Genomic DNA, 17,913 nt, shown 5'->3' with positions numbered 1-17,913 from the left:
CATCAGCTTCTTTCCTTTGTTCAATAGATAGGGATATAGTATAGTGGAAATGAGCGTGATAATTCTGAAAAATAGTGCGTCAGGGAGGAAGGGGTACATCAAATGTCACAACAAACGTTTCTCTATCAGCCGAAAGTAACGGAAGTCCTTAATAATATTAGAAAAGTGATGATTGGAAAGGAAGAAGCAGCACTGCTGAGTGTTGTTGCCCTGCTGGCGAAGGGGCATGTCCTGCTTGAGGACGTTCCGGGAGTAGGGAAGACGATGCTTGTCAAAACGCTGGCGAAATCCTTGGATTGTGACTTTAAGAGAATTCAATTTACACCGGATCTGCTGCCGTCAGATGTGACCGGTGTTTCCATTTATAATCCGAAGACTTTGGAGTTCGAGTTCCGGCCGGGTCCGATACTGGGAAACATTGTCCTGGCTGATGAAATCAACCGGACGTCACCGAAAACGCAGTCCGCCCTCTTGGAAGGGATGGAGGAAACCAGCATTACCGTTGATGGGAGTACGGTGCAGCTTGGGGAGCCGTTTTTTGTGATGGCTACGCAGAACCCGATTGAATATGAAGGAACCTACCCACTTCCAGAGGCCCAGCTGGATCGTTTTCTTTTGAAAATGGAAATGGGCTATCCCACCGCAAAGCAGGAGATGGAGATGCTGGCTCGCACCTCCAGCAGCCACCCGATTGAAGAGATCTCTTCTGTTATTACGAGAGAGGAGCTCGTGGGTCTTCAGCAGGAAACGGCCCAGGTCTATGTCGACAGCTCCGTCAACCGCTACATCGTCGATCTGGTTACAGGCACAAGAGAGCATGAGGGTGTGTATTTAGGTGTGAGTCCGAGGGGATCGATTTCCTTAATGAAAGCCTCCAAAGCCTACGCGTTTGTGCACGACCGTGACTACGTGCTTCCGGATGATGTGCAGTTTATGGCTCCGTATGTGCTCGGCCACCGGATGATTTTAACATCCGAAGCAAGGTTTGAAGGGAAAACGTCAGCTTCCATCATTGAGGAACTGTTGACGGCTACTTCAATTCCTGTGAAAAGGACGACCGGGGAATGAGGCAGGCGTTCAGCCTTGCTGCCAAGGGGGCTGTCGTTGTTCTGTTGTTTGCGGCCCTCTTTTCGTACGCCATGTTTCAAGGCGGATTTGTAAGCTGGTTTCTATTCTATGCGTTTCTCCCCTTTCTTCTCTACATGATTGGTGTGCTCTTCTATCCCATTCAGAAGTGGAAGGTGCAGCATCAGCTCTCGAAGCGTTATGCGCTTGGCGGGGAAACCGTGGAGGTGGAAGTAACGCTGAGGCGGCGGTTCCCCTTTCCGATCTACTATTGTGTGATTGAGGAATATCTCCCGCCATCGTTGAAAAAGGTGGATGAACACCTCGATAAATATAAGGATATGACGAAAGCGGAGCCCTTTTACGAACAGAGGAATATCAAGAAAGTGGTCTTTCCCTGGTTCAGCCGGCGGATTACGTACCGCTATGAACTTCCAAAAGTACCGCGCGGGGCCCACACATTCAAGGCGGTTCGTGTGAAAACGGGGGACTTTTTCGGATTTGTCAAAAAAGAACAGGTGTATAAGCACACCAATGAACTCCTCGTGTTTCCATACGTGCGTCCTGTGAAAATGAAAGACCGCGTCTACAGCTTTGAACAGGGGACGAGTCCTTCCTTTAAACTCAATGAAAAAAATACCAACATCGTCACAGGGGTCCGTGAATATATGCCGGGCGACCGCTTTGCCTGGGTGGATTGGAAAACGACAGCGAAGAAAAACGAAATGATGACGAAAGAATTCGAACAGGAAAAAAGCGTGGAAATGCTGATGATCTTAAATACGGGCTTCCATCAGGGTATGGACATTTTAAGCTTTGAAGGAGCGGTTGAATTTACGGCTTCCCTCGTGAAAGAGTTTGATCAGCAGTCTTCTCCACTGTCGTTCATGACGCTCGGTGAAGACCGCCGACACTTCCCTTTTCATCAGGATCCCGCGCGTCAGCAGCAGATCCAGGGGCATCTGGCCCGTGTAAGGCCGGTCGGACAGCTGTCCTTTGCCAGTCAGCTCGAACGGGAACGCCCCTCTGTGCCCAGTGGTGTTCTGCTTATGGTCGTCAGCCATCAGCTGGACCGGGATGTCCAGGCGGCGCTTATGAAGTTGGCAAAGAAAAGCAAGCGGCTTGTCTTTTTTTATGTCCGCCCGCATGAACGGCTGACCTTCCAGGACCATCAGCTGATCAAGCAGCTGAAGAGCCGGGGTATTGTCGTCAACCTCTTATCCGAAGAACAGATGACACAAAAGGAATTCGAGGTGAACACATAATGCAGGACCGTCAATCAACCGTGTACCGGATGATCCTCTATGGCATTGGTTTTCTTTTGTTCTGTGAATGGCTCCGTCCGCTTGAAATGATTTCCCAGACGGATGACGTCAGGATTTTCTTTATTTTTGCGGCGTTCTGTTTTTTTGTTTCCTTTTTACAAGTCCCCTGGTATCTGTCGATGCCTTTAAAGGGGCTGGGTGTGGCGTTTATTCTGGACGGACTTTACATCGGGGAGATGATCTTTTCTCCGGGTTGGTTCGCGGTCCTTTATGAACAGGTCGTTTTTAATATACAAATGATCAGTGGTCAGGAATGGTGGCAGATGACACCGCTTTTCCGCAGTCTGCTGTTTCTTATTTTACTATGGCTCATGAGCTATCTTCTTTATTACTGGTTCGTCATTGCGCGCCGGATGTTCTTTTTCGTGCTTTTGACGATCTTGTTCGTGGCCATTGTTGACACATTTACGGTGTATGATGGCAGCTGGGCGATTATCCGGACATTCGTCATCGGCATGGCTGCCATCGGTCTTTCGAGCTTTGCCAAAGAAATGGATAAAGAGTCCATTTTGTTCAAAGGGCTTCATAAAGCCAAAGTATGGCTGCTCCCCCTGATCGGGGTGATTTTGTTCTCCTCCGCAGCGGCTTACGCGTCTCCGAAGTTTGCTCCGCAGTGGCCCGATCCGGTTCCATATTTGGAAAGCGCCGCTGGTGGTGCAGGGTCCGGGGGAGGTCGGACGGTCCAGAAAGTTGGGTATGGCGAGGATGACAGCCAGCTCGGTGGATCGTTCGTGCAGGACGACACGCCGATTTTCACAGCGACCGTTGACGGGGACCGCTACTGGCGGATTGAATCGAAGGATACGTACACAGGAAAAGGGTGGACGGATACGTTGGAGCAGCCGGTCACCACAGCGGCCCCTTCTGACATTCCGTTTTCCACGTTCACGGACGAAGTGGAAACCGAAACACAGACAGCGCAGATAGAAATGACGAGGTTCGCATCGTTTCGAAAGCTGGTCTATCCCTATGGAATCACATCGTTGGAGACTGCCGGGGATGACTTTAATCTCCGCGTTCACAACCATACAGGGGAGATGGATACGTACCAGGGCGATGCTCCCGCAAAAATCAACACAGCTGAATTGACATACGAGTTCCCTTCTTTTGAGTACAGCCAGCTGCGTGAATCTGGAAATAATGATCCACAGGAAATCCAGGATCAATACCTGCAGCTTCCGGATGGTCTTCCGGAGCGTGTCCGTAATCTGGCCTCCCAGATCGTTGAAGGAGAAGAGAATCGGTATGACCAGGCCAAGGCTGTAGAGCGTTACTTTTCGGCGAACGGCTTTGAGTATTCAACGACGGATGTTCCCGTACCCGGTGATGACGAAGACTATGTCGATCAATTTTTGTTTGAATCTCAGATTGGGTACTGTGACAACTACTCGACATCCATGGTCGTCCTTCTCCGATCTGAAGGGATACCCGCACGATGGGTGAAAGGCTTCACAGGCGGTGAACGAATCGATTCCATCGAAAATGACGCTGGTGACGGTGTACAGAATGTGTATGAAGTCACTAGTGGAAATGCGCACTCCTGGGTGGAAGTGTATTTCCCTGATGTCGGCTGGGTTCCGTTTGAGCCGACCCAGGGATTCAGTAACAACGCTGATTTTTACACGGATGTCGATGTGGAGGATACGGAAGACGATCCGGCAGCAGGAACGGAGGATGAAACCGAAGATGATATGATGGGCAGTCCGCAGCAGGTGGAGGAGGAAGAGGCGGAATCCGGCAGTTCGGATATAGACTCCTCTTCCGGATCGAAGATCTTTACGACGGTTCTGACGGGGATCATCATTTTGATTGCCGGCATCCTTCTTTATGTCACCCGCTACCGGTGGATGGCTGCGATACTGATCCGGCGCTACCGCCGCAGCGAAGCTGAAGAGACGTATGAAAAGGCGTATCATTTTCTTTTGAAAGTGCTGAATCATAAGGGATTGAAACGGAAGCCGGATCAAACCCTCCGTGATTATGCCATGAAAGTCGACCAGCACTTCCAGTCCAATGAAATGCAGCGGCTGACGAATAGTTATGAGCGTGTGATCTATGGAAATGAACCCCAGCAGGCTCAGTGGCGGAAAGTAACGGAATTATGGGAAAATTTAATTAAAAAGGCATTGTCTTGATTCCTTCGTAGACGGTTGATAGAATAAGTGAAAATTATCAGATACAGTTCTTCCTTCGTATATCCTCGGGAATAAGGCCCGAAAGTCTCTACCGGGGCACCGTAAATGCCCTGACTATGAAGGTGGAAGTCACATGACATGTCTTGACATGGATGGATTTCTGCCTTCGTTGTATGCGACGTACAAGAGGCAGGAGTCCATTTTTTTATGGCACGGGAAGAGAGAACCAGGCAGCACCAATTCAGGTACAGGGAGTGGAACAGTTATGGAAAACGTACAAGGCATGATTCTTGTGCTGGACTTTGGAAGCCAGTACAACCAGTTGATTACACGAAGAATCCGCGAATTCGGAGTTTACAGTGAACTGCATTCACACAAGATGAGCATAGAGAAAATCAAAGAGATGAACCCGAGCGGTATCATTCTCTCTGGTGGGCCGAACAGCGTGTACGGGGAAAACAGCTTCCGCTGTGATGAGCAGATATTTGAACTGGGCATCCCGGTGCTCGGCATCTGCTACGGCATGCAGCTGATGACGCATCATTTCAATGGAAAAGTGGAGCGGGCTAAGGAACGCGAATACGGAAAAGCCGACATCCACATCACAGAAGACCCTGTGTTGTTCCGCAAGACACCAAAAGAGCAGGCCGTATGGATGAGTCACAGTGACAAAGTGATCGAAGCTCCTGAAGGCTTCCGTGTCGATGCGACGAGCCGCTCCTGCCCTGTTGCTGCCATCAGTCATGAGGAGGCAAAGATGTACGGTGTGCAGTTCCACCCGGAAGTCCGCCATTCCGAGTATGGAAACGACCTTCTGCGCAGCTTTGTTTTCGACGTCTGTGAAGCGAAGGACGACTGGACGATGGAACACGTCGTTGAAATGGAAGTGGAAAAAATCCGTGAGCAGGTAGGCGACCGTAAAGTACTCTGCGCGTTAAGCGGTGGTGTGGACTCTTCTGTTGTAGCTGCGTTGATCCATAGGGCGATCGGAGATCAGCTGACTTGTATTTTCGTCGATCACGGACTGCTTCGTAAAAATGAAGCGGATGATGTCATGCGTACGCTTGGCGACGGCTTTAACATGAACATTATTAAAATTGATGCCAAGGAACGTTTCATGAGCAAGCTTGATGGTGTATCGGATCCGGAAAAGAAACGGAAAATCATCGGAAATGAGTTCATTTATGTGTTTGATGATGAAGCGGAAAAGCTGAAGGACATCGATTACCTTGCGCAGGGAACCCTGTATACCGATATTATCGAAAGCGGTACAGAAACGGCGCAGACGATCAAGTCCCACCACAATGTCGGCGGCCTTCCGGAAGATATGGAGTTCCAGCTCATCGAACCTTTGAATACGCTGTTCAAGGATGAGGTGCGTGCTCTGGGCACCGAGCTTGGTGTACCTGAACATATCGTCTGGCGTCAGCCGTTCCCCGGGCCCGGCCTGGCTATCCGTGTTCTCGGGGAAGTGACAGAGGAGAAACTGGAAATCGTACGAGAATCTGACTTTGTTCTCCGCGACGAAATTAAAAAAGCGGGTCTGGACCGCGACATCTGGCAGTATTTCACAGTGCTTCCGGACATCCGCTCTGTCGGTGTCATGGGGGATGAGCGTACCTACGACTATACGATCGGTATCCGTGCTGTTACGTCCATTGACGGTATGACGTCGGACTGGGCGCGTATTCCGTGGGATGTGCTTGAGAAAATATCCACACGTATCGTGAATGAGGTCGACCACATCAACCGCGTCGTGTACGATGTGACGAGTAAGCCGCCTGCAACGATCGAGTGGGAATAATCGAACATTCGGTTTAATTATTCGTTTAATGTTCGGAAATGATGTTGACAACCTTTGTCGAACATTGTAAGATGAAGACAATTCAATAACGCATCACCTTCGTATAATTTTGGGGATAAGGCCCATGAGTTTCTACCAGACCGCCGTAAATTGGTCTGACTACGCTGGTGAATGGACGCCTGCCTGCACGTGCAGACGTCCGTTTATCCTCGTATCTACAGACACTCCTGGATTTTATCCGGAGTGTCTTTTTTTTGGGAGACGGGTCGAAAAAATACAGAGAGACCCGGTAAGTAAGACGACGGAAGACAAAAAAGGGGAGGATTTATACATGAGTAAGTTTTTTAAGTTTAAAGAAATGGGGACGAACTACCGAATTGAATTCATGGCGGGGCTGACAACGTTTCTCGCTATGGCCTACATTTTGTTCGTCAACCCGTCTACACTTGCGCTGGACGGCATTGAGGCTCTTCCTGAAGGAGTCACCCGGATTGATAAGGGAGCCGTATTCACAGCTACAGCCGTAGCAGCAGCAGTAGGTACGTTGATTATGGGTTTGTTTGCGAAATATCCGATCGCTCTTGCTCCCGGTATGGGGCTGAACGCGTTCTTCGCGTATACGGTTGTTCTCGGCTTCGGCATTCCTTGGGAAACCGCGCTTGCCGGCGTACTTGCTTCTGGACTTATCTTTATTGTGTTAACCGTAACCGGCCTGCGTACGATGATCATTGATGCCATTCCAGGAAACCTTAAGCTTGCAGTTGGAGCGGGAATCGGGTTGTTTATAGCTTTTATCGGCTTTCAAAATGCCGGAATTGTGCAGAACAGTGATGCGACCCTTGTACAGCTTGGGGATCTGACTGCCGGTCCGACGCTTCTGGCTGTTTTCGGAATCATCGTCAGCGTCATCCTGCTTGCTGTCGGGTTAAAGGGCGGGATTTTCTACGGAATGGTGCTCACATCACTGATGGGGATTTTCACAGGTTTGATCGATCCGCCGTCCGGGTTGAGCGGGATTGTCAGCCCGGCGCCAAGTGTGGCACCGACGTTCGGAGCTGCGCTGACGCATTTCGGTGATATCTTCACCATTCAAATGCTCGTTGTCATTTTGACGTTCCTGTTCGTCGACTTCTTCGATACGGCTGGTACGCTGGTCGCTGTAGCGACTCAGGCCGGATTTATGAAAGAGAATAAACTGCCAAGAGCCAACCGTGCACTGTTCTCCGATTCCGCCGCTACCGTGGTCGGTGCAGTGGTAGGGACATCGACGACGACGTCCTACATTGAATCCACCGCCGGTGTCGGAGCAGGTGGACGTACGGGCTTTGCTTCTGTCGTGACCGCCGGATTCTTCCTCCTGGCTCTGTTCTTTTCTCCGCTTCTTGCTGTTGTAACGGCTGAAGTGACCGCACCGGCTTTGATCATTGTCGGGGTTTTGATGGCGTCGACGCTGAAGAGTATTGACTGGGATGAGTTTGAAATTGCTGTACCTGCCTTCTTTACGATCGCAGCGATGCCGTTGACTTACAGCATTGCGACCGGAATTGCGATCGGCTTTATCTTCTATCCGATTACGATGATTTTAAAAGGACGGGCCAAGGAAATCCACCCGATCATGTATTTCCTTTTTGTCATTTTCGTTTTATATTTCATCTTCCTTGCATAAGGATGTCTATGAAAAGAGTTCCGCACTCTTTTATGACCTCCCCGTCAAGGTATAAAAAAACCGGCCGCCTTTTTTCAGGCGCCGGTTTTATTCATCCTCCAGGTGTCTGATGGTGATCGGTTTCTGTCTTGACGAGTTCGGGATGTGGCGGTGGAGCTGGATGACCAGCAGCCCGTGCCTGTAGGTGGCTTCAATTTTGTCGTGCCGTACGGGGTAGGGGAGGTCGATGGAACGTTCGAATGTTCCGTCCGCAATTTCTGATTTGATCTGATGTCCGCCCCGGTTGTTGATCTCAATTTTCCCTTTCAATGTCAACGTGGCATGGTCGACGAGAACATCGACATTTTTCGGGTGGTCCATCCCGGGAATATTGACGAAGCAGAGCAGTTCATTGTCGTACTGATACATGTTCACAGCTGGTATGGATGGCTTCATCATCCCTTCGAAGCCACCCCAGAATTCCTGGCCGAAGAAGCGGTCGAAGTTTCCTTTCCAATCCTTGAACTGGTCCATCAGCCTGCACCTCCAATATTTGTCTGTAATTGCGGTGAAAAGCGGTTGTGCCCCTTTATTCTCATGGTTTATAGTGTATGCAAGAGAACCGGTCCGGGTGTCCGTATTTTTCGTAATCGCAACCCCGGGCAAAGGAGGCTGTCTGTATTGTTTGAAAACCCACTTGTGCTCATCGCCATCATATTAGCGGTGAACATCGTTTATGTATCCTTTTTCACTCTCCGCATGATTTTTACATTAAAAGGACAGCGTTATTTCGCAGCGTTTATCGGAATGTTTGAAATCGTCACGTACATTTACGGACTGGGCATCGTTCTTGATCGTCTGGACCAGATTGAAAATGTCATTGCCTATGCCGTCGGTTACGGTACAGGTGTGATTGTCGGTATGAAGATTGAAGAGAAGCTCGCCCTCGGGTATATTACAGTTAACGTCATCTCCTCGAACCCGGATATCGAATTCACCCGTCAGCTCCGGGAAAAAGGGTACGGGGTGACGAGCTGGTATGCATACGGCATGGAGGGGGACCGTCTGGCCATGCAGATCCTGACTCCGCGTAAATACGAGCTCAGTTTATATGAAACGATCCGTATGATTGACCAGAAAGCCTTCATTGTTGCCTATGAACCAAAGCAGATCCACGGAGGCTTCTGGGTGAAGTCTGTAAAGAGAGGAAAGATCCGCGATGCCCAAAAAGAACAGCAGGAACAGCAAAATGCGTTTTGAAGTCCAGGAAAATGAAACGATCGATGATTGCCTCGATCGTATGAAGAAGCAAGGCTACATGCCGGTCCGCCGCATGGAAGAGCCGATTTTCCGTGAAGAAATCCGAAACGGGGAAAAAGTCATGGAGCCTGTAGGAAAAACGATCGTATTTCAAGCGGTCAAGCACTAAAACCGAACAATTAACCACTCGTAAAAAGTCATTGTTCGACAATGGCGTTGACAGCTGGAAGATATTCTTGATATGATAAAGATAGAATTGCATAGACGACCTCATATAAGGCGGGGATATGGCCCGCACGTCTCTACCTGGGAACCGTAAAGTCCCGGACTATGGGGGGAGTTATGTCAGCGGCGCCCGGCCGGCCATGGCCGACGTATGCCTGTTCGACTCCTCTCATTGATTGAGCGGTCGGGCAGGCTTTTTTTATGTTACTTCACAAAGAAACGAGGGAGAGCGCATGGCTGAAGTTGGAATCATTATGGGAAGTATTTCGGATTGGGATACGATGCAGGAAGCCTGCAGCGTACTGGATGAACTGGCGGTCGATTACGAAAAGGAAATCATATCCGCCCACCGGACGCCGGAGGATATGTTCACCTACAGTGAAACCGCACGGGAGAAAGGGTTGAAGGTCATCATCGCTGGTGCAGGCGGGGCGGCCCACCTGCCCGGGATGGTCGCTTCCAAAACGACTCTCCCTGTCATCGGAGTACCCGTGGAATCAAAATCGCTCCAAGGCATGGATTCACTTCTTTCCATTGTCCAGATGCCCGGCGGCGTTCCGGTAGCCACCGTCTCGATTGGAAAAGCCGGGGCTAAGAACGCTGGACTTCTCGCTGCAGAAATGCTCGGTGCTTTTGATAAAGAAACAGCTGCACGGCTGGAGACGTACCGCAGCCGGATGAAGGAGAAAGTCGAACATATGAGGAGGGAGCTCGATGAATATTAATGTCATCCGTCCAGGCCAGACGATCGGAATACTCGGCGGCGGCCAGCTTGGAAAAATGATGGCGCTCGCTGCCAGACATATGGGATACCGCATTGCTGTGCTGGATCCGTCCGAAGATTGTCCCTGTGCACCGATTGCCGACCACCACATTGTCGCTGCCTATGATGACGTTGAAGGAGCAGAGCGGCTCAAAACCGTCAGCCAGGTCGTCACGTACGAATTTGAAAACGTGGATGCCGGCGTTTCCCGCTTTTTTGCCGAGGCAGACAAGCTTCCCCAGGGCACGCTTGCCCTCGAAGTGACACAGAACCGTGAAAAAGAAAAAGTCTTCGCTGTAGACGCCGGCCTTGCTGTGCCGGAATACCGCATCGTCCATACGTCGGAGGAAGCGGTACAGGCTGTCGGAACGATCGGCTATCCGGCGGTTATGAAAACGATCAGCGGAGGATATGACGGTAAAGGGCAGCTGAAACTGGAACAGGAGTCGGACCTTGAGAATCTACCTTCTTTTTTGAAGGAAGGCGGCACGTATATCGTGGAACAGTGGATCACTTTCGACTTCGAAATCTCCCAGATTTTCACCCGTGGACAGGATGGGAGTATGGTTTATTTTCCTCTTGCAGAAAATATCCACAGACAGCAGATTCTCCACGAAACACGGGTGCCGGCGCAGGCGTCGGACGTCGTCCTTGATAAGGCAAAAGCAGCAGTTGAAGCCCTGGCCGAACGTATCGGCATTGTCGGGACGTTTGCTGTGGAAATGTTCGTCAAAGGCGACGATATTTACATCAACGAAATGGCGCCGCGTCCGCATAACTCCGGACACTACACGATAGAAGCGTGCAGTGTCTCGCAATTCGAACAGCATATCCGCGCGATCTGCGGGCTGCCGCTGCTGCCGGTACATACCTTCGGCGCAGCCGTGATGATCAATGTACTCGGAAAGCACCGGGGCATTCTGAATGACCGGATTGAATATTATACAGGCTGCCACCTTCATGACTACGGGAAAAAAGAAGCCCGTACCACACGCAAGATGGGGCACCTGACCTTCATCGGTGACACACTCGAAGAGATCGATGAACGCATTGAACAAAATCAGATTCATTATTGGTAGGAGGAAGACTATGATTGAACGTTATACACGCCCTGAAATGGGAGCGATCTGGACGGAAGAAAATCGTTATCAAGCCTGGCTTGAAGTTGAACTGCTGGCTTGTGAAGCATGGAGTGAACTTGGCATCATTCCGAAAGAGGATGTAGAAAAGCTGCGGGAAAAAGCATCCTTTTCTATTGACCGCATACATGAAATCGAACAGGAGACGCGTCATGATGTCGTAGCCTTTACGCGCGCGGTTTCAGAAACGGTCGGAGAAGAGCGCAAATGGGTCCATTACGGACTCACATCCACGGACGTGGTCGATACCGCCTTGTCCTATCAACTGAAGCAGGCGAATGAAATCATCCGCCGCGACCTGGTCCGTTTCATTGATATTCTTGGTGAGAAGGCACAGGAACATAAACATACCGTCATGATGGGCCGTACCCACGGAGTTCATGCAGAGCCGACGACATTCGGTTTGAAAATGGCGCTTTATTATGAAGAAATGAAGCGGAACCTCGAGCGTCTCGACCTGGCGATCAAACAGATTGAAGTCGGGAAACTCTCTGGTGCGGTGGGTACGTACGCCAACATCGATCCATTTGTAGAGGAGTACGTCTGTGACAAGCTTGGGCTTGGTGCTGCACCTGTATCCACCCAGACGCTGCAGCGTGACCGTCACGCGCACTACGTGTCGACGCTGGCCCTGATTGCCACATCCATCGAAAAAATCGCTGTCGAAATCCGCGGCCTTCAGAAGACAGAAACGCGTGAAGTGGAAGAGTATTTCGCCAAAGGGCAGAAGGGCTCCTCTGCCATGCCTCACAAACGGAACCCGATCGGTTCGGAAAACATGACAGGGATGGCCCGCGTTCTGCGCGGAGAAATGCTGACCGCGTTTGAAAACGTCCCTCTCTGGCATGAACGGGACATTTCCCATTCTTCCGCAGAACGGATCATTCTTCCGGATGCAACGATCGCCCTGAACTACATGCTGAACCGTTTTGGAAATCTCGTGAAGAACTTGACGGTCTTCCCGGAGCGGATGCAGGAAAATATGGAAAAAACCTATGGATTGATTTTCTCCCAGCGGGTACTGCTCACCCTCATTGATGAAGGCATGGTCCGTGAAGAGGCTTACGACCTAGTCCAGCCGAAGGCAATGGAGGCTTGGGAGCAGGGCATTCCGTTCCGTGAGTTGATTGAAGCGGACGAAAAGATCACATCGACCCTGTCGTCAGAACAGCTGGATGCCTGCTTTGACTATAAGCACCACCTCAAACAGGTGGACCGTATTTTCGATCGTATTGGTTTGTAATCAACAAGGGCCTGCGGATGCAGGTCCTTCCCTAACAATCCCCCAACAAGTGAGGTGCTGCTTTTATGAAAGGTTCCCTTTTATATGAAGGAAAAGCGAAGCGTGTATATCATACCGATGATCCTGAGCAATTGATCCTATCTTATAAAGACGATGCGACCGCCTTTAATGGAAAGAAAAAAGAGTCATTTCCCGGCAAGGGCCGTCTGAACAACCTGATTACCTCTAAAGTGTTCCAATCCTTACACCAACAACACATCAAGACCCACTTCATTCAAGCTTTGAACGAAACTGAGCAGCTCGTCTACAAGACGGATATTGTTCCGCTCGAAGTCGTTGTCCGCAATAAAGCCGCAGGCAGCATCACCCGCCGTCTCGGCATCACTGAACAAACACTCTTTCAACCACCTATTCTCGAACTCTTTTATAAAAACGATGAACTGAATGATCCGCTGATCAATGATGTCCACGCGTACCATTTGACTGGGATCCGCGAACAGGATCTCCTCTTTATTAAGGAACAGGCGCTGCTGATCAATGAACACTTGAGCCATATTTTCCAGAAGGCGGGCCTCGAGCTGATCGATTTTAAATTGGAATTCGGTTTTCTCGCAGATGGCCGTCTCGTCCTTTCTGATGAAATATCCCCGGATACGTGCAGGCTCTGGGACTTGGAAACAGGCACGAAAATGGATAAGGACGTCTTCCGCGAGGAGATTGGCAGTTTAACAGATACGTATGAACGGATTTTACAACGACTGGAGGAGAGCGTATGCGCAAAGTAAAGATTCATATCACACTGAAAGAAGGGGTGCTCGATCCGCAGGGCAAGGCCGTTCAGCATTCCTTGAAATCCCTGGAGTACAACAATGTTCATGATGTCCGTGTCGGCAGGTATATGGAGGTCCTCGTCGATGATAAGGAAGACTTGGAAGCCGAAATTGACAAGATGTGTGACCAGCTGCTGGCCAACCCAGTGATTGAAAACTATTCGTATACGATAGAGGAGGCTGGCTGACGTGAAATTTGCCGTCATCGTCTTCCCAGGATCGAACTGTGACCGTGATATGTACCATGCCGTCAAAGATGAACTTGGTGAACAAGCGGATCTTGTCTGGTATCAGGAAGCAAATCTAGCAGACTATGACGCTGTGCTTCTGCCCGGCGGCTTCTCTTACGGGGATTACCTTCGTTCAGGAGCGATTGCAGCGACCTCTCCCATCGTTGAACAGATCCGTGCTGCCGCAGAAGCCGGGAAGCCGGTGCTTGGTGTGTGCAACGGATTCCAAATCCTATTGGAAACCGGTCTGCTGCCGGGAGCGATGCTGCCGAATGAAAAGCTGAAGTTCATGTGTCACAACGAAACGCTTATCGTAGAAAACGCAGAAACGCCGTTTACACTGCAGTATGAAGAGAAGGAAGAAATCCTTGTTCCGATTGCCCATGGGAACGGCAATTACTTCTGTGACGAACCGACGCTGGAACGCCTTCGGGAGAACAAGCAGATTGTCTTTACGTATCAGACGAACCCGAACGGATCCGCCGGTGATATTGCCGGTATCGTCAATGAACAAGGCAATGTCCTCGGTATGATGCCGCATCCGGAGCGGGCGGTCGATGCCCTGCTCGGTACCGATGACGGCCTGCGCCTATTTCAATCGATTTTGACCTACTGGAGGGAACATTATGCCATCAACGCTTGAAATCAGTCCGGAAACGATTGAACAGAACCGCTTATATGCAGATATGGGGCTGACCGACGAAGAGTACACCTCGGTTGTAGACATTCTCGGCCGCCGTCCGAACTATACAGAAATCGGCTTGTTTTCGGTCATGTGGTCGGAGCACTGCAGCTACAAGAACTCTAAACCGCTGTTGAAGAAATTCCCGACAGAAGGGCCGCACGTACTGCAAGGTCCGGGAGAGGGTGCCGGGATCATTGATATCGGGGATGATCAGGCGGTGGTCTTCAAAATCGAAAGCCACAATCATCCTTCCGCTGTTGAGCCTTATCAGGGAGCAGCCACGGGGGTGGGCGGTATTCTCCGCGATGTGTTCTCCATGGGCGCCCGTCCGGTAGCCCTGCTGAATTCTCTCCGTTTTGGATCGCTGGAGCGTCCGCGGGTAAAGTATTTGTTTGAAGAAGTTGTCCGCGGCATTGCCGGCTACGGCAACTGTGTAGGTGTGCCGACGGTTGGCGGGGAAGTCCAGTTTGACGATGCCTATAACGGCAACCCGCTCGTCAATGCGATGTGTGTCGGATTGATTGATCATAAGGATATTCAAAAGGGGATTGCTGCCGGTGTTGGAAATACGGTCATGTACGTCGGAGCCAAAACCGGTCGGGACGGCATCCACGGTGCGACCTTCGCATCGGAAGAATTGTCGGAAGAATCTGAAGAGAAACGTCCATCGGTCCAGGTCGGCGATCCTTTTATGGAAAAGCTGCTCATCGAAGCGTGTCTGGAAGTCATCCATCATGACGCCCTCGTCGGGATTCAGGATATGGGGGCCGCTGGTTTAACCTCCTCTGCCAGTGAGATGGCAAGTAAAGCAGGGACTGGTATGACGATGAATCTGGATCACATTCCACAGCGCGAGGAGAATATGACGGCTTATGAGATGATGCTCTCGGAATCACAGGAACGGATGCTTTTAGTTGTAGAGAAGGGCAGGGAAGAGGAAATTGCCGCTGTCTTTCGGAAGTATGATCTTGAAGCCGTTGCGGTCGGTGAGGTGACCGATACGAAACGATTCCGCCTGGAACATCACGGCGAAGTAGCTGCCGATGTTCCGGTCGATTCCCTTGCAGAGGATGCTCCCGTGTACCATCAGCCGTCCCGGGTGCCTGGTTACTATGAAGAGTTTCAACGTATGGAGGATTACAAGCCGGTGGTGTCGGATTATACGAAGACCCTGCTTGAGCTTCTGCAGCAGCCGACGATCGCCAGTAAAGAGTGGGTGTATGACCAGTACGATTACATGGTCCAGACGAATACGGTCGTCTCCCCGGGTTCTGATGCCGCGGTTCTGCGTGTGCGTGGAACGAACAAGGCGCTTGCGATGACGACCGATTGTAACTCCCGGTACATTTACCTCGATCCGGAAGTGGGAGGTCAGATTGCCGTGGCGGAAGCGGCACGCAACATCGTCTGCTCCGGCGGACGGCCGCTAGGCATTACGGACGGCCTCAACTACGGATCTCCGGAAAACCCGGAAATTTTCTGGCAGATGGAAAAAAGCGTCGACGGCATGAGTGAGGCCTGCCGCACCCTCGGCACTCCGGTCATCAGCGGGAACGTCAGTCTTTACAATGAATCGTTCGGCGGACAGGCCATCTATCCAACGCCGATTGTCGGTATGGTCGGTTTAATTGAGGATATCAGCCATATTACCCGCTCGCATGCCAAAGCCGCCGGTGATCTCCTTTATGTCATCGGTGAAACTAAAGCGGAATTCGGCGGAAGTGAACTGCAGGGATTGTTGGAAGGACGTCATTTCGGGAAAGCACCGGAATTGGATTTGGAAATCGAAGCGCAGCGCCAGAACCAGCTGCTGACAGCCATTCGTTCAGGCCTTGTCGAGTCCGCACACGACGTTTCCGAAGGAGGGCTGGCTGTAGCTCTGGCGGAAACTCTATTTGATCAGGAACTTGGCTGTGACGTCACGCTCGAGGGCGACCTCACGTCCGCGCTTTTCGCAGAAACCCAGTCCCGCTTTCTTGTAACCATCCGTCCGGAAAATAAAGAAGCGTTTGAACAGGCGGCTGCCGGAGCGCGTGAAATCGGAACGGTGACAGGGGACGGCATGTATATAGTGAAGCAGAAAGACGTTGTGATGGAGGAACAGACATCTGTGCTGAAAACAGCTTGGAAAGGAGCTCTTTCATGCTTGGTGAAATCAAAGGCTTAAATGAAGAATGCGGGATTTTTGGTGTCTGGGGCCACCCGGACTCTGCCCAGCTGACCTATTATGGTCTCCACGCTCTTCAGCACCGCGGCCAGGAAGGCGCGGGCATTGTAACGACAGACGGCGGGCAGCTGAAGCTCGCCAAGGGACACGGGCTGATCAATGAAGTATTCTCCGAAAACCAGCTGGAAGACCTGCACGGCCATGCGTCCATCGGTCACGTGCGCTACGCGACAGCAGGCGATGGCGGCTATGAAAATATCCAGCCGCTCCTGTTCCGTTCACAAACCGGCGGACTCGCCCTTGCTCATAACGGGAACCTTGTGAATGCACAGGCGTTGAAAAATCAGCTGGAAGGACAGGGCAGCATTTTACAGACGACATCGGATACAGAAGTTGTCGCCCACCTGATTAAGCGGGCGCGTCATCTGCCGCTGGAGCAGGCGATTACAGAAGCCCTTTCTATGATCAAAGGGGCGTACGCCTTTTTATTAATGACTGAAGACCGGATGTTCGTCGCTAACGACCCGCGCGGTCTGCGTCCGCTCAGCCTCGGCCATTTAGGGGGCAGCTGGGTGGTCTCTTCAGAAACATGCGCCTTCGATATTGTCGGTGCGACGTATGAAAGGGAAATCGATCCCGGGGAAATGCTCGTCATTTCTGATGACGGCATTGATTCCATTCGGTTTTCAGCACCGATCCAGCGTACGCTCTGCTCGATGGAATACGTCTACTTCTCCCGCCCTGACAGCAATGTGGACGGGAAGAATGTGCACGCCTCCCGCAAACGGATGGGAAAAACATTGGCTGAAGAAGCGCCTGTTGATGCGGATGTTGTGACAGGGGTACCGGATTCCAGTATTTCCGCTGCGATCGGGTATGCGGAGGCTTCAGGTATTCCTTACGAGCTCGGTCTCATCAAAAACCGTTACGTTGGCCGGACCTTTATTCAGCCGTCCCAGGAGCTGAGAGAGCAGGGTGTGAAGATGAAGCTTTCCGCTGTCCGGGGGATCGTCGAAGGGAAAAAAGTCGTTATGGTTGATGATTCCATTGTACGTGGAACAACCAGCCGGCGGATTGTAAAGATGCTCAAAGAGGCAGGAGCGAAAGAGGTCCATGTCAGAATTGCCTCCCCGCCGATCAAGAACCCGTGCTATTACGGAATCGACACATCCAACAGTGGAGAACTGATCGCCGCGAACCATTCCCTTCAGGAGATGGAAGAACAGATCGGTGCGGACAGTCTCGCCTTTTTAACGACAGAAGGATTGAATGAAAGCATCTATCAGGGAGAGGAATCTCTGAAGCACGGCGGCTGTATGGCCTGCTTTACGGGGAATTACCCGACCGAAATCTATCCGAACACGATGCATCCATATGAGAAAGCGTAGGGAGGTATA

The 17,913-nt window shown here is 51.0% G+C and carries 16 protein-coding genes and 3 riboswitches; of the genes, 15 read left to right on the top strand and 1 reads right to left on the bottom strand.

Features of this window, described 5'->3' with window-relative positions; translation table 11 throughout:
- Positions 1 to 102: 102 nt before the first annotated feature.
- From GLV97_RS06700 to GLV97_RS06680, 5 genes are all read left to right on the top strand, one after another.
- Positions 103 to 1,068 carry an AAA family ATPase gene (locus tag GLV97_RS06700; protein ID WP_160839276.1) on the top strand — a complete coding sequence of 322 codons (966 nt, stop codon included), beginning with the start codon at positions 103 to 105 and terminating at the stop codon, positions 1,066 to 1,068.
- Positions 1,065 to 2,330 (top strand): DUF58 domain-containing protein, encoded by a 1,266-nt coding sequence (locus tag GLV97_RS06695; protein ID WP_160889349.1) that lies wholly within the window; start codon positions 1,065 to 1,067, stop codon positions 2,328 to 2,330. Before GLV97_RS06700 ends, GLV97_RS06695 begins: the two co-directional genes overlap by 4 nt.
- The gene (locus GLV97_RS06690) at positions 2,330 to 4,525 is read left to right on the top strand and encodes a transglutaminase TgpA family protein (RefSeq protein ID WP_160889348.1); all 2,196 of its coding nucleotides are present in this window, start codon (positions 2,330 to 2,332) and stop codon (positions 4,523 to 4,525) included. Before GLV97_RS06695 ends, GLV97_RS06690 begins: the two co-directional genes overlap by 1 nt.
- A gap of 35 nt (positions 4,526 to 4,560) precedes the next feature.
- A riboswitch (purine riboswitch) is annotated at positions 4,561 to 4,662 on the top strand.
- 128 nt (positions 4,663 to 4,790) lie between these two features.
- The gene (guaA, locus tag GLV97_RS06685; protein WP_160841516.1) at positions 4,791 to 6,329 is read left to right on the top strand and encodes a glutamine-hydrolyzing GMP synthase; all 1,539 of its coding nucleotides are present in this window, start codon (positions 4,791 to 4,793) and stop codon (positions 6,327 to 6,329) included.
- A gap of 79 nt (positions 6,330 to 6,408) precedes the next feature.
- Positions 6,409 to 6,511: riboswitch (purine riboswitch) on the top strand.
- Between the two features lie 149 nt (positions 6,512 to 6,660).
- The gene (locus GLV97_RS06680; protein ID WP_160839270.1) at positions 6,661 to 7,995 is read left to right on the top strand and encodes an NCS2 family permease; all 1,335 of its coding nucleotides are present in this window, start codon (positions 6,661 to 6,663) and stop codon (positions 7,993 to 7,995) included.
- 87 nt (positions 7,996 to 8,082) lie between these two features.
- On the opposite strand, the gene GLV97_RS06675 is transcribed toward GLV97_RS06680, so the two are convergent.
- On the bottom strand, positions 8,083 to 8,508 hold the full coding sequence (locus GLV97_RS06675; RefSeq protein WP_160839268.1) for an Hsp20/alpha crystallin family protein: 426 nt from the start codon (positions 8,506 to 8,508) through the stop codon (positions 8,083 to 8,085).
- A 147-nt stretch (positions 8,509 to 8,655) separates the two neighbouring features.
- Here GLV97_RS06675 and GLV97_RS06670 point away from each other — a divergent pair, with 147 nt between their 5' ends.
- The 10 genes from GLV97_RS06670 to purF all read left to right on the top strand — a co-directional run bounded on the left by GLV97_RS06670 (position 8,656) and on the right by purF (position 17,904).
- The gene (locus tag GLV97_RS06670) at positions 8,656 to 9,234 is read left to right on the top strand and encodes a DUF2179 domain-containing protein (protein WP_160839266.1); all 579 of its coding nucleotides are present in this window, start codon (positions 8,656 to 8,658) and stop codon (positions 9,232 to 9,234) included.
- A complete protein-coding gene (locus GLV97_RS06665) occupies positions 9,194 to 9,403 on the top strand; it encodes an NETI motif-containing protein (protein ID WP_160839264.1) in 210 nt (69 codons plus the stop codon). The genes GLV97_RS06670 and GLV97_RS06665 overlap by 41 nt, the downstream gene beginning before the upstream one ends.
- An 81-nt stretch (positions 9,404 to 9,484) precedes the next feature.
- Positions 9,485 to 9,585, top strand: a riboswitch (purine riboswitch).
- 107 nt (positions 9,586 to 9,692) lie between these two features.
- Positions 9,693 to 10,184 (top strand): 5-(carboxyamino)imidazole ribonucleotide mutase, encoded by a 492-nt coding sequence (gene purE, locus GLV97_RS06660; RefSeq protein WP_160889347.1) that lies wholly within the window; start codon positions 9,693 to 9,695, stop codon positions 10,182 to 10,184.
- Complete coding sequence (gene purK, locus GLV97_RS06655) at positions 10,174 to 11,301, top strand: 5-(carboxyamino)imidazole ribonucleotide synthase (protein WP_160889346.1); 1,128 nt, start codon at positions 10,174 to 10,176, stop codon at positions 11,299 to 11,301. The genes purE and purK overlap by 11 nt, the downstream gene beginning before the upstream one ends.
- Positions 11,302 to 11,311: 10 nt before the next feature.
- Positions 11,312 to 12,604: an adenylosuccinate lyase gene (gene purB, locus GLV97_RS06650; RefSeq protein ID WP_160841321.1), complete on the top strand. Its 1,293-nt coding sequence runs from the start codon at positions 11,312 to 11,314 to the stop codon at positions 12,602 to 12,604.
- Between the two features lie 65 nt (positions 12,605 to 12,669).
- On the top strand, positions 12,670 to 13,389 hold the full coding sequence (gene purC / locus GLV97_RS06645) for a phosphoribosylaminoimidazolesuccinocarboxamide synthase (protein WP_160889345.1): 720 nt from the start codon (positions 12,670 to 12,672) through the stop codon (positions 13,387 to 13,389).
- Positions 13,377 to 13,622 (top strand): phosphoribosylformylglycinamidine synthase subunit PurS, encoded by a 246-nt coding sequence (gene purS, locus GLV97_RS06640; protein WP_160839254.1) that lies wholly within the window; start codon positions 13,377 to 13,379, stop codon positions 13,620 to 13,622. Before purC ends, purS begins: the two co-directional genes overlap by 13 nt.
- Position 13,623: 1 nt before the next feature.
- On the top strand, positions 13,624 to 14,307 hold the full coding sequence (gene purQ, locus GLV97_RS06635) for a phosphoribosylformylglycinamidine synthase subunit PurQ (RefSeq protein WP_160889344.1): 684 nt from the start codon (positions 13,624 to 13,626) through the stop codon (positions 14,305 to 14,307).
- A complete protein-coding gene (purL, locus tag GLV97_RS06630; protein ID WP_160889343.1) occupies positions 14,291 to 16,516 on the top strand; it encodes a phosphoribosylformylglycinamidine synthase subunit PurL in 2,226 nt (741 codons plus the stop codon). Before purQ ends, purL begins: the two co-directional genes overlap by 17 nt.
- On the top strand, positions 16,492 to 17,904 hold the full coding sequence (gene purF, locus GLV97_RS06625; RefSeq protein ID WP_160889342.1) for an amidophosphoribosyltransferase: 1,413 nt from the start codon (positions 16,492 to 16,494) through the stop codon (positions 17,902 to 17,904). Before purL ends, purF begins: the two co-directional genes overlap by 25 nt.
- Positions 17,905 to 17,913: the final 9 nt, after the last annotated feature.

The sequence above is a fragment of the Halobacillus litoralis genome, from assembly GCF_009856355.1.
In the GTDB taxonomy this organism is placed as follows: Bacteria; Bacillota; Bacilli; order Bacillales; family Halobacillaceae; genus Halobacillus; species Halobacillus litoralis_B.
Note: the sequence above shows the minus strand (reverse complement) of the source record. Positions and strands in the feature narration are given on the sequence as shown.